Origin of the sequence: Streptomyces sp. NPDC008150, assembly GCF_042956945.1 — a bacterium.
Lineage (GTDB): Bacteria > Actinomycetota > Actinomycetes > Streptomycetales > Streptomycetaceae > Streptomyces.
Map to the genome: position 1 here is coordinate 90,090 of NZ_JBIBHJ010000004.1, position 14,518 is coordinate 104,607.

10 protein-coding genes are annotated in these 14,518 nt (G+C 74.4%); 1 reads left to right on the forward strand and 9 read right to left on the reverse strand.

Annotated elements, in window-relative coordinates; translation table 11 throughout:
- Window positions 1–65 precede the first annotated feature (65 nt).
- The 4 genes from ACFZA0_RS12160 to ACFZA0_RS12175 form a co-directional block, all read right to left on the reverse strand.
- The gene (locus ACFZA0_RS12160) at window positions 66–1,601 is read right to left on the reverse strand and encodes a protein kinase (RefSeq protein WP_391014584.1); all 1,536 of its coding nucleotides are present in this window, start codon (window positions 1,599–1,601) and stop codon (window positions 66–68) included.
- Window positions 1,598–2,284 carry a hypothetical protein gene (locus tag ACFZA0_RS12165; RefSeq protein WP_391014585.1) on the reverse strand — a complete coding sequence of 229 codons (687 nt, stop codon included), beginning with the start codon at window positions 2,282–2,284 and terminating at the stop codon, window positions 1,598–1,600. Before ACFZA0_RS12165 ends, ACFZA0_RS12160 begins: the two co-directional genes overlap by 4 nt.
- Before the next feature lie 229 nt (window positions 2,285–2,513).
- Window positions 2,514–4,634 (reverse strand): N-6 DNA methylase, encoded by a 2,121-nt coding sequence (locus tag ACFZA0_RS12170; RefSeq protein WP_391014587.1) that lies wholly within the window; start codon window positions 4,632–4,634, stop codon window positions 2,514–2,516.
- Between the two features lie 236 nt (window positions 4,635–4,870).
- Window positions 4,871–5,620, reverse strand: a complete 750-nt coding sequence (locus ACFZA0_RS12175) for a DUF1524 domain-containing protein (RefSeq protein ID WP_391014589.1) — start codon at window positions 5,618–5,620, stop codon at window positions 4,871–4,873.
- A gap of 177 nt (window positions 5,621–5,797) precedes the next feature.
- Here ACFZA0_RS12175 and ACFZA0_RS12180 point away from each other — a divergent pair, with 177 nt between their 5' ends.
- Entirely contained in the window at window positions 5,798–5,977 is a 180-nt protein-coding gene (locus tag ACFZA0_RS12180) for an Rv0909 family putative TA system antitoxin (RefSeq protein ID WP_391014591.1), read from the forward strand.
- Between the two features lie 48 nt (window positions 5,978–6,025).
- Here ACFZA0_RS12180 and ACFZA0_RS12185 read toward each other — a convergent pair whose 3' ends face one another.
- The 5 genes from ACFZA0_RS12185 to mfd all read right to left on the reverse strand — a co-directional run bounded on the left by ACFZA0_RS12185 (window position 6,026) and on the right by mfd (window position 14,495).
- The gene (locus tag ACFZA0_RS12185) at window positions 6,026–6,649 is read right to left on the reverse strand and encodes an ATP/GTP-binding protein (protein ID WP_391014593.1); all 624 of its coding nucleotides are present in this window, start codon (window positions 6,647–6,649) and stop codon (window positions 6,026–6,028) included.
- Window positions 6,650–6,703: 54 nt separating this feature from the next.
- Window positions 6,704–7,072 (reverse strand): DUF742 domain-containing protein, encoded by a 369-nt coding sequence (locus ACFZA0_RS12190; RefSeq protein WP_391014595.1) that lies wholly within the window; start codon window positions 7,070–7,072, stop codon window positions 6,704–6,706.
- Window positions 7,069–7,503, reverse strand: a complete 435-nt coding sequence (locus ACFZA0_RS12195) for a roadblock/LC7 domain-containing protein (RefSeq protein WP_391014596.1) — start codon at window positions 7,501–7,503, stop codon at window positions 7,069–7,071. Before ACFZA0_RS12195 ends, ACFZA0_RS12190 begins: the two co-directional genes overlap by 4 nt.
- A gap of 2 nt (window positions 7,504–7,505) precedes the next feature.
- Window positions 7,506–10,472, reverse strand: a complete 2,967-nt coding sequence (locus tag ACFZA0_RS12200; RefSeq protein WP_391014598.1) for a nitrate- and nitrite sensing domain-containing protein — start codon at window positions 10,470–10,472, stop codon at window positions 7,506–7,508.
- A gap of 486 nt (window positions 10,473–10,958) precedes the next feature.
- Window positions 10,959–14,495 carry a transcription-repair coupling factor gene (gene mfd, locus ACFZA0_RS12205; protein ID WP_391014599.1) on the reverse strand — a complete coding sequence of 1,179 codons (3,537 nt, stop codon included), beginning with the start codon at window positions 14,493–14,495 and terminating at the stop codon, window positions 10,959–10,961.
- Window positions 14,496–14,518: the final 23 nt, after the last annotated feature.

A 14,518-nucleotide genomic window follows, 5' to 3' on the forward strand; every position in this document is an offset into this window, starting at 1 on the left:
CCATTCGACCAACGATTCACGGGGACTTCGGGCACCGCCGCGCGCGGGGAAGTCGGTCACGGGCGTCAGCCGCGCACCTGGCCCAGCCACTGGAGCGTGCGCCGGATGTCGGCGGCGAGGGGGTGGCCGGGGCCGTTGAGGCGCTCCACGTCCAGCAGCAGCCGCCCGAGGGTCTCGTGCGCGGCGTTGCGGTCGCCGAGGGCGAGCAGCAGGTGGCCGATGCGGCGGCGGACGTCGTGGGCGAGCGCGGGGTCGCCGGAGACGTACTGGTTCTCGTAGTACGGCAGCAGCGCGCGGTACTCGGCGAGCGCCGCCGCCGGTTCCCCGAGCTGTTCGAGGCACTGCGCCGCCTCGTAGCGGAAGCGCAGGGACTGCGGGTCGGCGCGGCCCGCCTCGGCCGCCCGCTGGTCGGCGAGGCGGCGCAGTTCCGGCAGCGCGCGCCGGTACTGGCCGTCGTCCATCAGCGTCGCCGCGTACTGCTTGCGCAGCGTGCGGACCACCGGGGAGTGCTCGCCGTGCTGTTCGGCGGCGACGGGCAGGATCGTGCCGAGGATGTCGACGGCCTGGGTGATGCGGCCCTCGCCGAGCAGCCGCTTCACCTCGTCGACGGCCGCGGCCACGTCCTGCCGGTCCGCCACGGCCGCGACGGGGGCGGGCTGCGGTGCGGGCGTGCGCGCGCGGTCCGGCCACGGGGCGTGCGGGCGCAGGAAGGGGCGCGTGGGGTCGAGGGGCGCGCCGGTGGGCGTCCCGCGCGCGGGCAGCAGGGGCGTGAGGCTCTCGTACACCTCCTGCGCCGAACCGGGCCGGTGCTGGGGGTCCTTGGCGAGCAGCCGCAGCACCAGCGCCTCCAGCGGCTCGGGCACCTCGGGACGCAGCCGGCGCACCGGCAGGGGCGGCTCGTACAGGTGCCGGTGCAGCACGCCCAGGGCGGTGGCGCCCGCGAACGGCACCTCGCCGCTGAGCAGTTCGTGCAGCAGCACGCCCAGCGCGTACAGGTCGGTGTACGGGCCCACCGCGCCGCCCATCGCCTGCTCCGGCGCCATGTACGCGGGCGAGCCGATCGGCGAACCGGTGTGCGTGAGACGGGTGGTGTCCGTGTCCATCACGGAGGCGACGCCGAGGTCGAGCACCGTGATCGTGCCGTCCTGCTTCACCATCAGGTTCCGCGGCTTGAGGTCGCGGTGGACGATCGGCACCGCGTGCACGGCGCTCAGCACGGCGCAGAGCTGCGCGGCGACCGCGACCGCCCACGGCCACGGGTACGGGTCGTGCTCGGCGAGGTGGTCCGAGAGGTCCGCGCCGTCGACGTACTGCATGACGAGGAAGAGCTCGTCGCCGTCGCTGCCCGCGTCGTGCACGGTGACCAGGCCCGGGTGGTCGACCTGCGCGGTCACCCGGCACTCGCGCACGAAGCGGCGGCGCAGTTCGTCCGCCTCCTGGCCCGCGACCCGGTCGGGGCGCAGCAGCTTCACCGCCACGCGGCGGTCAAGGCGCTTGTCGTACGCCGTCCAGACCTGGCCCATGCCGCCCTGACCGAGGAGCGTGGACAGTTCGTAGCGCTCGGCGACGACCCGTCCCGCCCGCCCGGTCGTGACGGTCATCTGCCGCTCCCGGAACCGCCGTTGGAGCCGTTGGCACCGTTCGGGCCGTCCGGGCCGCCGTCGGGGCGGCCCTCGTGACGGCGCAGGTAGTCGCTGAGTTCGTCCAGTTCGGCGCGCACCTGGTCCAGGCGCGCGGGCTCGGGCCGGCGGGGCGCCGGTGCGGACCGCGGCACCGACGAGTACGGGGCCTGGCCATAGGCCGGCGGCGGGGTGAGCGGTGCGGCGACGGGCGGCGGCGGGGTGTGCGACGGCGCGCCGTGCGGTGGCGGCGGGGCCGTGTACGGGGCCGCTCCGCCCTGCGGGTAGCCGTACGCCGGGCCCGGGGCCCAGGCGGCGTACCGGAGTTGCTGGAAGTGCCGGACGTCGGCGGCGAGGTAGTACGCGATCCCGGCCAGGAGCGCGCCGAGGAGCAGGCACAGGCCCGTGTAGCCGCCGGGGGTGTGTATCTCGTCGCCCGGCTCGGCGGCGATCAGGACCACGCTGAGCACGTCCGCCGCCAGGACCGCCACGAACAGGCCCCAGTCCAGGGACTTGCGGGTCACGATCGCCAGCCGCAGCATCATCCCCCAGGCCAGGAAACCGATGCTGAGCACGGAGATCGCCACGAACAGCACCCGGAGGAGGATCAGCCATGCCACCGGGGGCGGCTGCTTCACCGGCTGCGCGGGACCGTGGCCGTGCATGGCTGCTCCTGATGCCTGAGGGGGCTTGCCGACCGACCGGCGCCCCGGTGCGGCAACGCCGTTGGTTCGAATGTCGCTTCGAGCGTATAGGCCGACACCCGGCGGCGGTCCCGGGTTGTACCGAACCGTTGTCGTACTGATCACCGCGTACGACGCCGCAGGTGCCGGCGGGTACGGACGGACGCCCGCCTTCCGCCCGCCGGCCCGGCCGACCGCCGCCCGCGCGGGGTCACCCGGGAGGGACCGTGCCGTTGGTGAGGCCGTCGTACATGCCGCGCACGAGCTGCTCGCCGAGCCGGGCGGCGCCGCGCAGCGCCCGCTCGAACTCGTCGAGCGCGGCGAACCGCGCGCCGTAGCGCCGCTGTTCGTCGAGCGGCAGCCGGGGAAGTTGCAGCCGGCGCACGTCGAGCCGGGTCGCCGTCGACGCGTAGCTGCTGGCCCGGCGGTTGTTGGCGGTGCCGCGCAGGAAGCCGGCGAGGAACCACGGGTCGAGCAGTGTCGGGTCGGGGCGCAGCAGCACGAGGTTGCGTCCCAGGACGGCGCCCGCGGTCGTCTCGTCGACCACCCGCGCGACGGAGCCGCCGCCGAGCACCGGCAGCACGACGTCGCCCGGCGCGGTGACGACGGCCTCCTCGTCGCTCTCCGGCAGCGACCCGGTGGGCCCGGTGCCGGCGGCGACGTCCTGGTCGGTGAGCACCGGCAGGCGCGCGTGGCCGCCGGTGCCGCCGGTGCGCAGCGACAGGGCGCCGCCGCGCGCGAGTTCGCCCACGGTGGTCGGCGGCCGGGGCGCGGGGGCACCCGCCGGCCCGGCGGGCGTCGGGGCGAGGTCGCCGGCCAGCCGCAGGGTCGCATCGAGGCGTTCGCGGACCGCGGTGAGCGTCTCGGCGCCGTCGGTGGCCGACACGGGCGGCAGATGGCGGGGCGGGGCGAGGTCCACGTCGTCGTCGAGGAGGTCGATGACGGGCACCGACCGTGCCAGGCCCGGCAGTTCGTCGAGGTGTCCGGGGCCGTCGAAGGCGTGCCACGCGTCCAGCACGGCGTCCCGCACTCCACGCCAGTCGGGCCCGCCGCGCCCGTCCGCCGCGAACCGGCCGGTGTCCACGAGCAGCAACTCGGGCTGCGCGGAGGGTTTTCCGGGCCTGCGCAGCACCCACAGGTGCAGCGGGATGCTGTGCGGCGGCGCCGCGCCCGGCGGCAGGGCGACCACCGCGCGCAGCGCGCCCCGCCGCAGCAGGTCGGCGCGGATGCGGCGGCCGGAGCGCCGGGACGCGGCGGCCGGCGGCATCAGGACCACGGCGGTGCCGCCGTCGGCGAGCCGGGCGAGCGCGTGCTGCACCCAGGCCAGCTCCGACTCGGTGCGGGCCGGGAAGCCGTACTCCCAGCGCGGGTCGTAGGCGAGTTCGTCGTGCCCCCATTCCCGTTCGTTGAACGGCGGGTGGCACAGCACCGCGTCGGCGCGCAGCCCCGGGTGGGCGTCGGCGCGCAGCGAGTCGCCCGCGGCGGCGCGCACGCGGGCGGCGGGGGCGTGCAGGGCGAGCCGGAGCGCGGTGAGCGCGGCCAGGTCGGGCGCGGCGTCCTGGGCGTACAGCTCCCGGCCGCCGTCGCGCCGGGGGTCCGGGGCGACGGCGGCGAGCAGGGCGCCGGTGCCGCAGGCCGGGTCGAGCGCGGTGCGGGCCGGGCCGGCCAGGTCGGCCATGAGGCGGGCGAGTTCGGCGGGGGTCAGCGTGTACTGGCGGGGGTTGGCGTCGAGGTGCCGGGCGAGGAGGAACTCGAAGGTCTGCCGGGCGCCGAGTTCGGCGGCCAGCTCGACCACGCCGCGCAACAGCGGTGCGGCGGGCAGCAGTTCGGGCCCCGCGGGGGTGCGGACGGCGGGGGCGGCGGGCGCGGCGGGCGACCGCGGCGGGGCGGCGGCGTCCGGTGCGCCCGCGGCGCGCCCGCGGCCGGTGCCGGCGGTCGGGCCGAAGCGCGGCGCGAGCACCTGCTCCAGCGCGCCGGGCAGCATCGCAGCGAGCCGTTCGTCGGAGCCGGCCCCCACGTCCAGCCACACCGTGGGGCGGTCGTGGACGAGCAGCAGCACGCACCCGGCGTGCACGAGGGCCGCGACGGGCCCCGAGGGGTGACCGGCGACCTGCTGCCAGACGCGTTCGCGCAGCGGCACCTCGGCGAGCTTGCCCTGGCGGCGCAGCCAGATCTCGACCTCGGCGAGGGCGAAGGCGGGGCTGGTCTCGGTGCCGCCGACCGGTTTGGGGAAGTCGGCGTGGCGGCGGCGCCAGTTGCTGACGGCGGCCCGCCCGACGCCGGCGAGCCGGGCGATCCCGGCGGCGGTCACCTCAGTCGCGTTGTCCCGCACCCGCCCGCTCCCCTCGTCCCCCGTCGACCACGTCGACGCGTGCCGTGATCATAGCGGCGCGGGCGGGACCCATCGCTTCACAGGCGTGTACTCAAAGAAATCCATGAACGCTGTTGACTCGGTTCACGGAAATTGGTGTCATGGACGCACACCGAGGGCCGGCCGGGCGGGAACGGGGGTTCCGCCCGGCCGGCCCTCGGCACCTCCCGACAGGCACACGCCGACAGGCACGCGCCTCAGCCCGCGCGGAAGCGGGCGGGCGCCTCGGTCGGGTTGCCGCCGGTGGGGAGCTTCTGGCCGGGGCAGGTCGCCAGGACCTTCTTCATCGCGGCCTTCTCGGCGGAGGTCACCCACAGCCCGTACTTCTTCTTCACCGCGACCTGCCCGGCGACGTACGTGCAGCGGTACTCCTTGTTGGGCGGCACCCACGTCGCGGTGTCGCCGTCGCCCTTGCCGCGGTTGGTCCCGGCGTCGACGGCGAGCAGGTTGAGCGGGTCGTTGGCCAGCGCTATGCGCTTGCTCGCGTCCCACTTCTGGGCGCCCTTCTGCCAGGCGTCCGACAGGGCCACGAGGTGGTCGATGTCCACGTCGCTGTTGCCGCGGGTGTAGTTGACGTCCTTGCCCGTGTAGGGGTCCGGGTCGAGTTCGCCCGAGGACACCTTGCACTTGCCGTCGGTGAACTTCACGTCCTTCAGGTCCCGCTTGAGGATGTCGTCGCGGGTGTCACACGAGTTCGAGTCGGTGTCGGCCCACGCGGTGCCGAACCGGTCGCGGTCGTAACCGGTCTTCGGGGCACGCCCCTTGACGGTCAGCGCGTCCGCCGCCGACATCGCGGCGCCGCCGCCCCCGGTGCTGCCCGAACCGCCCGCCGTCGAGCCGTCGGCCCCCGACGCCCCGACCCCGTCCGGTGTCTCGACCCTGCACCCCGCGACCGCCAACACCATCACGGTCGCGGCCACGGCCGCCCCGCCCCTCAGACGCCTCACGGTGTGCCCTCCCCTTGCCCTGCCCGCCGACCGGCTCCGTACCGGCCCGTCGCGCGGACGGCTACCCGCTGCGCCTGCACGTTAACGCCAGGGCGGCCCGGACCGTTCGGGAGCAAAGGTGCATACGGAACAGGCCGGGCGTAGCGTTGAACGCGAGAATTCAGGAGGGAGTTCCGCATGGGCATCTTCGACCGGTTCAAGAGCCAGGCGCAGGACAAGGGCAAGGCGGTGTCCGACGACGCCGAGAAGCGGGTCAACGACAAGACCGGCGGCAAGTACGAGAAGCAGGTCGACCAGGCGCAGCAGCAGGCGGAGAAGCGGTTCGGAATGGGCGGGGACAAGCCGGACCAGCACTGACCGGGCTGCCCGGCAGGCGCCAAGTCCCCTGCCGGGCACGCCCGTTGGTCACTGCGTCAGCGCCGCCTGACCGCGGGTCTCGACCAGCAGTACGTGTTCGACCGCCCGCACCAGCACCTCCTTGACGGAGTCGCGGTGCCGTACGTCGCACAGCAGCACGGGCACGTCGGGGCCCAGCGTCAGCGCCCTGCGCACCGTCTCGGCGGGATAGGCGCGGGCGCCGTCGAAGCAGTTCACGGCGACGACGAACGGCAGGCCGCGCCGCTCGAAGTAGTCGACCGCGGGGAACGAGGCGTCGAGGCGCCGGGTGTCCGCGAGGACCACCGCGCACAGCGCGCCCGCGGACAACTCGTCCCACATGAACCAGAAGCGGTCCTGCCCCGGGGTGCCGAAGAGGAACAGCGCCAGGCGCTCGTGGATGGTGATCCGGCCGAAGTCCATGGCGACCGTGGTGAGCGCCTTGCGTTCGACTCCCGACAGGTCGTCCACCCCCACGCCGGACTCGGTGAGCGTCTCCTCCGTGTGGAACGGGGTGATCTCACTGACCGTCGACACCAGCGTGGTCTTGCCCGCGCCGAAACCGCCGGCGACGAGGATCTTCGCCGACTCCGGCAGGTCGTCGCCCGGAGCGGCGCGGCCGCCGTGCTGAAGCACCTTTGACATTGCGGGCATGCCCTTTCACTCTTCGTTCCGTGCCTGGCGCGGGAGTTGCCCCGGGGCGGCGGCTCACAGCGCGCGGAGTCCTTCGAGTACTTCCTTGACGAGCCGTACGTTCGGCCGCCCGCCCGGTTCGGGCGGCTGGCGCACGCGGATGGCCCGCGCCTCCAGGAGGTCGCCCAGCAGGACGCGGACGACTCCGACCGGAAGGTTCATGCGGGCCGCCACCTCCCCCACCGGCCGCGGGGTGCGGCACAGCGCGAGGATGGCACGGTGCTCGGGCTGCATCTCCACCAGGTGCTGGAGGGAGTCGACCGAGGCGACCACGAAGGCCACCAGGTCGAACCAGTAGCCCTGGTTGCGGGTGCGCCCGCGCACCATGGCGTAGGGGCGGACGACCGGCCCGGCCGCGTCGTCCACCCACTCCGCCGAGGTCACGCCCCGCTCCCGGCTCCCGGTACGGGTTCGCCGCGGGAGTCGACGGACAGGTGGTGGCCCAGGCGCTTGACCAGCATCGCCATCTCGTAGGCCACGACGCCGATGTCGGCGCCCTGCCGGGTCAGCGCGGTCAGGCAGGAGTTCTCGCCGGCGGAGCACACGAAGAGGAAGCCGGCCTCCATCTCCACCATCGTCTGGAGCACCGCGCCGCCGCCGAAGTGCCGTCCGGCGCCCTTGGCCAGGCTGTGGAAGCCGGACGCCACGGCGGACAGCCGTTCCGCCTCGTCGCGCTGGAGCTCGGCGGAGGCGCCGAGCAGGAGACCGTCCGTCGACAGGAGGACCGCGTGGCCGATCTCCGGGACGTTGCGGCACATGTCGCTGAGCAGCCAGTCGAGACTGGAGCCCGTGTCGGGTGCGCTGGCCTGCGTCATCGTCAACCTTGCTTTCTGGGGGAAAGGTGGACATCGCTGCCGCCCGTGCCGCGGTCGCCGCCGGGGGTGCGGCCACCGCCGTCGTCCGGCTCGGCGTACTGCCCGACCCTGGCGCGGGCGGCACCCGCCTGGAGGGCCGACATCATCGAACGGACCCGTTCGGGCCGGTCGGCGGGGTTCTGGGGCTCCGGGACGGGCACCCGCCGGCCGCCGGGCGGCCGGGACTCGGGGTACGGGCTGGTCCCGCCGTAGGAGGGGCCCTCCGCGTACCCGCCGGTGCCGCCGTACGGCAGCCCCTCCGGGTAGGGACGCACGCCCGGGACCGCGCCCCGGCCCGCGGCGCCCGTCGCGCCGGTCGGGCCAGTCGCGCCGGGGCCCGCCGGGTCCTGGGTGCGGGCACCGCCGCCCCAGCCGATCCCGCCCACGTAACCGTGCTGGTCCTGACCGGAGTTGTCCCAGTCCATGAGCTGCCCGCGGGCCGCCGCGGCGGCCTCGTTCGCCATCTCGTTGGCGAGGCTCGCCTGCGGGACCCGGCGCGGCAGGCCGTCGATCGTGTCGCCCTCCGGGAACCCGGCCGGCGGGCCGGCGGGTGCCGGGGCCCGGCCGGGGACCGGGGCGGAACCCGTCGCGGGCCGCCCGGACCCGGTGGCGGGCCGGGCGGGGTCGACGCCCCGCATGCCCGACCAGGCGGGAACGTCCGTCGGGGACGCCGGCCGCCGGGCGAGCGGGCCGACGTAGGGCTGCCGGGCACCGGTGCCACCGCGCGGCGGACCGCCGGGGTTGCCCTCGCCGAGCGGCCGGCCGCCCGGGTTCCCCGGGTGGTGGCCGCCGGGGAGCCGGCCGCCGAGACCCTGGGCGTTGCGCCCGGCGCCCGAACCGGCCGTGACGGAACCGGCCGTGACCGGACCGGCGCCGCGCGCGCCTCCCGCCGGCCGGGCCGCCGCCCCGCGGGCGTCGCCCTGCCGCGGCACGCCCCGGCCCGCTCCCGCACGGCCCGCTTCCGCCGGGCCCGGTTCGGCCTGCGCCGACCCGGCCTGTCCGGCCTGTCCCGCGCCCGCCTCCCCCGTCGCGCCCCCGGGCGGCAGCGCGCCGCCGGGGGCGCCGAGGGCGGCGGGGTCGCGCTCCAGCAGTTCCTCGGGGATCAGCACGACCGCGCTGACACCCCCGTACGGAGACCTGCGCAGCGTGACCTCGATGCCGTGGCGCTGGGCGAGCCGGCCGACCGTGACCAGGCCCAGGCGCGTGCTGTCCAGGGTGCTGACCTCCAGTGCGGAGGCGAGACGCTCGTTGGCCGCCGCGAGTTCCTCCGGGGGCATGCCGAGGCCGCGGTCGTCGATCTCGACGACGAGGCCGGTGGCGGCGGTGCCGGCGGCGACCCGCACCTCGCTGTCCGCGGAGGAGAACACCTCGGCGTTCTCGATGAGTTCGGCGAGCAGATGGATGACGTCGGCCGCCGCGCGCCCCTGGATGCCGATGTCCGGCACCGGCATCACCACGACGCGCGCGTACTGCTCGGTCTCCGCGATGCCGCCCCGCACCACGTCCACCACCGGGACCGGATGGCGCCAGAACCGGCCGGGGGACGCCCCGGACACGATGAGCAGGCCCTCGGCGTAGCGGCGCATACGGGTGGCGAGCTGGTCGAGTTCGAAGAGGCGGTCGAGGGTGCGGGCGTCCTCCTCGTGGCGTTCCATGTCGTCGAGCATGCTGAGCTGACGGTGGATCAGCACCTGGCTGCGCCGGGCGAGGTTCACGAAGAGCTGGCTGATGCCCTCGTGCAACCGCACGTCTTCGCGGGCGAGTTCGACGGCCGTGGCCTGAAGGGCGTCGAAGGCGGCGCCCAGTTCGGCCATCTCCCGGTTGACGAACTCCTGGCGGGTCATGCCCGCCTCCACGTCGACCGCCTCGCCGCGCCTCAACCGGCCTACCACGTCGCGCAGTTGGTCCTCGGTGAGGTTGCGGGAGGCGCTGCGCAGCCGGCCGATGTCACCGATCAGGGAGCGGGTCATGCGCACCGACATGACGATGGAGACGACCAGTGCGGTCAGGCCCAGCAGACCGGCGAGGATCAGTTCCACGAAGGCCCGGCGGGCCGGCGGGCCGGTGCGGGTGAACACGAGGGAGATGTCGTCGAGGGCGATGGTGCTCGACGCCTTCTCCTCGGCGTCGAAGGCGGCGCGCCACTCGTCGATGGTGAACGGCAGCTTCCGCGCGTCCGGCCCGGCCGCGATGATCCGGTCCTCCAGCGCGGCGACCCGTGCCGTCGCCCCGCCGGGCGCCGCCAGCTTGAGGAAGGGGGCGCGCTGGGGTGCGGGGAGCCGTGCGACGGCCTGGGCGTTGAGCAGCCGCTGGGCGCCGACGTCCTGGACGAGGACCTGGTAGTCGGCGGCGCCCAGCCGGCGGCCCGGGGTCGCGGCGGCGGCCGATATCAGCGCGTCCTCCTGGGAGAGGATGTCGCCGGCGGGGACCTGCGTGTAGAGGGCCTGGCCGAAGTCCTGGGCGTCCTGGTCGGGCAGGATCGTCATGCGCCGCAGCGCCTCGGCGATGCTGTTGTTGATGTTCGTGTACGCCGTGAGGACGTCGGCCTTGGACGACTTGTGGGCGTCCACGCCCTGCCGGATCGCGGTGAGGGAGCCCAGCGCCTTGACAGCGTTGTCGACGCCGGCGCGCACGGTCCCGTTCTCGGCGCGGCGGACGTCGCCGTCCTTCGTCTCCTTCAGGAACGCGGCCACCGCCTTGTCGGAGACCGCGCGGGTGCGCTGCAGACCCGCGGTGTCGGCGCCCGGGGCGACGGTCTCGACCGTCGCGTCCCGGCGCTCGTCCTCCAGGGCGATCACCGCGCGTCCCAGCGGTGCGGCGAGGTGGTTGCCGATGACGTCCACGTGGTTCAGGGTCAGCGCGTTGCCGAGGGAGAGGTCGGCCGCGTAGGCGCACAGCGCGGCCAGGGACACCAGGGGAAGGAGAAGCAAAGCGGTGAACTTGCGGCGGATTGACCAGCCTTGACGCTTCATTTGTGGGGGCCCGTCGAAGATTGCGTGGCGCACAGCTGCCGACGATGAATAGGGACGTGTGCTGCGACGCGAGGCGTCCGCGTCCGCCCGGGGGGCCGCTCGGGAGGGCTCCGGGACTGAGGGACGACAACCAGGTCCAGCCGTACGGGTCGCGGGCCGCACGGTGTGATCTCCACGTCATGATCACGATAAGCAGGGCGCGTGGAGGCCCGGTTAAAGTTCGACTACGTGTTTGTTAACTGCATGTTTCCTGACGGGGCGCCGGTTTGACGCGCCGTCACCTGCCGCCGCACCGGCGGGCCGTTGACGTGCGGTGCAGCGGCGGGACGGCACGGGACGGCCCCCGCCGCGGGACATGACGGCCCGTCGGGAACGGCGACGGGCCGGGAGAGCACGCCGCCGCGTGTGCTGTCCCGGCCCGCCCATGGCCGTCGGGCCCCGCTCTCAGGAACCCAGCACCGACGCCAGGAACTCCCCGACCCAGCCCAGCAGTTCGCGCCCGACCAGCGGGCGGCCGCCGACACGGGCCGTCTTCGGGCGGGGCACCAGGACCTGGTGGGCGGTCTGCTTGATGACCGAGCCCGGGTACAGGCGCTTGAGCCGCAGCTCCTGCGACTCGCGCAACTCCACCGGCGCGAAGCGGATGTTGCTGCCCTGGAGCACGATCTCGCCGACCGCGCAGCCGCGCGCCAGCATCCGCAGGCCGGCCACGAGCAGCAGGTTCTCCACCGGCTCGGGCAACGGGCCGTAACGGTCGGTGAGTTCCTCGCGCACCGCCTTGATGTCGTCCTCCGTGGTGGCGGAGGCGATCGCCCGGTACGCCTGGAGACGCAGCCGCTCGCCCGGCGCGTACTCGTGCGGGACGTGCGCGTCGACGGGCAGCTCGATCTTGACCTCCAGCGGCGCCTCCTCCTCGGCGCCCCCGTCCTCCAGCTGCCGCCGGTAGTCCGCGACGGCCTCGCCCACCATGCGGACGTACAGGTCGAAGCCGACGCCCGCGATGTGGCCGGACTGCTCGCCGCCGAGGAGGTTGCCCGCGCCGCGGATCTCCAGGTCCTTCATGGCCACGTACATGCCCGCGCCCATCTCGGTGTGCTGGGCGATGGTGGCGAGGCGCTCGTGCGCGGTCTCCGTGAGCGGCTTCTCCGGCGGGTACAGGAAGTACGCGTAGCCGCGCTCCCGGCCGCGGCCGACGCGGCCGCGCAGCTGGTGGAGCTGGGAGAGGCCGAAGTTGTCGCCGCGCTCGACGATCAGGGTGTTCGCGTTGGAGATGTCGATGCCGGACTCGACGATCGTCGTGGAGACCAGGACGTCGAACCGCTTCTCCCAGAAGTCCACCACGACCTGTTCCAGGGCCTGTTCGGACATCTGGCCGTGCGCGGTGGCGATGCGCGCCTCGGGCACGATCTCCCGCAGCCGGGCGGCCGCCCGGTCGATGGACTCGACCCGGTTGTGGATGTAGAAGACCTGGCCCTCGCGCAGCAGTTCGCGGCGCACAGCGGCACCGATCTGCCGCTGCTCGTACGGGCCGACGAAGGTGAGCACCGGGTGGCGCTCCTCCGGCGGGGTGGTGATCGTCGACATCTCGCGGATGCCGGTGACCGCCATCTCCAGGGTGCGCGGGATCGGGGTCGCGGACATCGTCAGCACGTCGACGTTGGCGCGCAGCTTCTTCAGCTGCTCCTTGTGCTCGACGCCGAAGCGCTGCTCCTCGTCGACCACGACCAGGCCGAGGTCCTTGAACTTCGTCTCGGACGCGAACAGCCGGTGCGTGCCGATGACGACGTCGACCGAGCCCTCCCGCAGCCCCTCCAGCACGGCCTTCGCCTCGGCGTCGGTCTGGAACCGGGACAGCGCCTTCACGGTGACCGGGAACTGCGCGTACCGCTCGCTGAACGTCCCGAAGTGCTGCTGCACCAGCAGCGTGGTCGGCACCAGGACCGCGACCTGCTTGCCGTCCTGGACCGCCTTGAACGCGGCGCGCACCGCGATCTCCGTCTTGCCGTAGCCGACGTCGCCGCAGATCAGCCGGTCCATCGGGACCGACTTCTCCATGTCGTCCTTGACCTCGGCGATGGTGGTGAGCTGGTCGGGCGTCTCCGCGTACGGGAAGGCGTCCTCCAGCTCGCGCTGCCAGGGGGTGTCGCCGCCGAAGGCGTGGCCGGGCGCGGCCATGCGGGCCGAGTACAGCTTGATGAGGTCGGCGGCGATCTCCTTGACCGCCTTCTTCGCGCGCGCCTTCGTCTTCGTCCAGTCGGCGCCGCCGAGCCGGTGCATGGTCGGCGCCTCGCCGCCGACGTACTTGGTGATCTGCTCCAGCTGGTCGGTGGGGATGTAGAGGCGGTCGCCGGGCTGGCCGCGCTTGGCGGGCGCGTACTCCACGACCAGGTACTCGCGCGTGGCGCCCTGCACCGTGCGCTGCACCATCTCCACGTAGCGGCCCACGCCGTGCTGCTCGTGGACGATGTAGTCGCCCGCCTCCAGGGTGAGCGGGTCGATGCTCTTGCGGCGGCGGGCGGGCATCCGGGCGCCCTCGCGGCCGGACGCCTTCTGGCCGGACAGGTCGGTCTCGGTGAGCACCGCCAGGCGCAGCGCCGGGTCGACGAAGCCGTGGTCGATCGAGCCCGTCGCGACGTGCACGACGGCGGGCTCGATGCCGGTGAGGTCGATGTCGAGGCGGGCCGCGACGCCCTCGCCGCCGAGCACCTCCACGGTCCGGGCGGCGGGGCCCTGCGCCTCGGTGACGAAGACGGTGCGCCAGCCGTCGGCCAGCCAGCCCTTGGTGTCGGCGAGCGCCTTCGCGGTGTCGCCCCGGTAGGTCTCGGTGGCGTGCATGCCCAGCTTGAGGGTGTCGGCCTCCTCCAGGACGTCGTCCGCGGCGAACGGCGACACCGACCACCACAGCATCCCCAGCTCGCGGGCCCGTTCCCGGACGTCCGCGATGGACCACAGGGAGGCGGCGCCGACGTCGATCGGCGCGTCCCCGCCGCCCGCGGTCGCCGCCCAGGACGCCTGGAGGAACTCCTGGGAGGTGGCCACCAGGTCGGCCGCACGGGTGCGCACCCGCTCCGGGTCGCACACGACGGCCATCGCGCCCTTGGGCAGCACGTCGAGCAGCAGTTCCATCTCGTCGACGAGGACGGGCGCGAGGGACTCCATGCCCTCGACCGCGATACCCTCGGCGATCTTGCCCAGCAGTTCGCCCAGCTCGGGGTGGGCCTCGGCGAGGGCGGCGGCGCGCCCCTTCACGTCGTCGGTGAGCAGCAGCTCGCGGCAGGGGGGCGCCCACAGGCCGTGCTCGGCGACCTCGAGGGAGCGCTGGTCGGCGACCTTGAAGTAGCGGATCTCCTCGATGTCGTCGCCCCAGAACTCCACCCGCAGGGGGTGTTCCTCGGTGGGCGGGAAGACGTCGAGGATGCCGCCGCGCACGGCGAACTCGCCGCGCTTCTCGACCAGTTCGACCCGGGAGTACGCGGCAGCCGCGAGCGCTGCGACGATGTCCGCCAGGTCGGCGCTCTGCCCCTGCCGCAGGGCGACGGGCTCCAGGTCCCCGAGCCCCTTGACCTGGGGCTGGAGCACGGACCGCACGGGGGCGACGACGACGGAGACGGGACCGGTGTCCGGGTCGTCGGCGGTGGGGTGGGCCAGGCGGCGCAGGACGGCGAGACGGCGGCCGACGGTGTCGCTGCGGGGGCTGAGCCGCTCGTGCGGCAGCGTCTCCCACGAGGGGAACTCGGCGACGCCCTCTGCGGGCAGCAGCGTGCGCAGGGCGGCGGCCAGGTCCTCGGCCTCGCGCCCGGTCGCGGTCACCGCGAGCACCGGACGGCCCGCCTCGCGGGCCAGCGCGGCGACGGCGAAGGGCCGGGCGGCCGGCGGCCCCACCAGGTCGACGTGCATGCGGTTGCCGTCGACGGCTGCCGTGACGGCTTCCGCGAGGGCGGGGTCCTTGACGACGGCGTCGAGCAGACCGTGCAGGCTCATGGAGGGGCTTTCCGTCCTGGGGG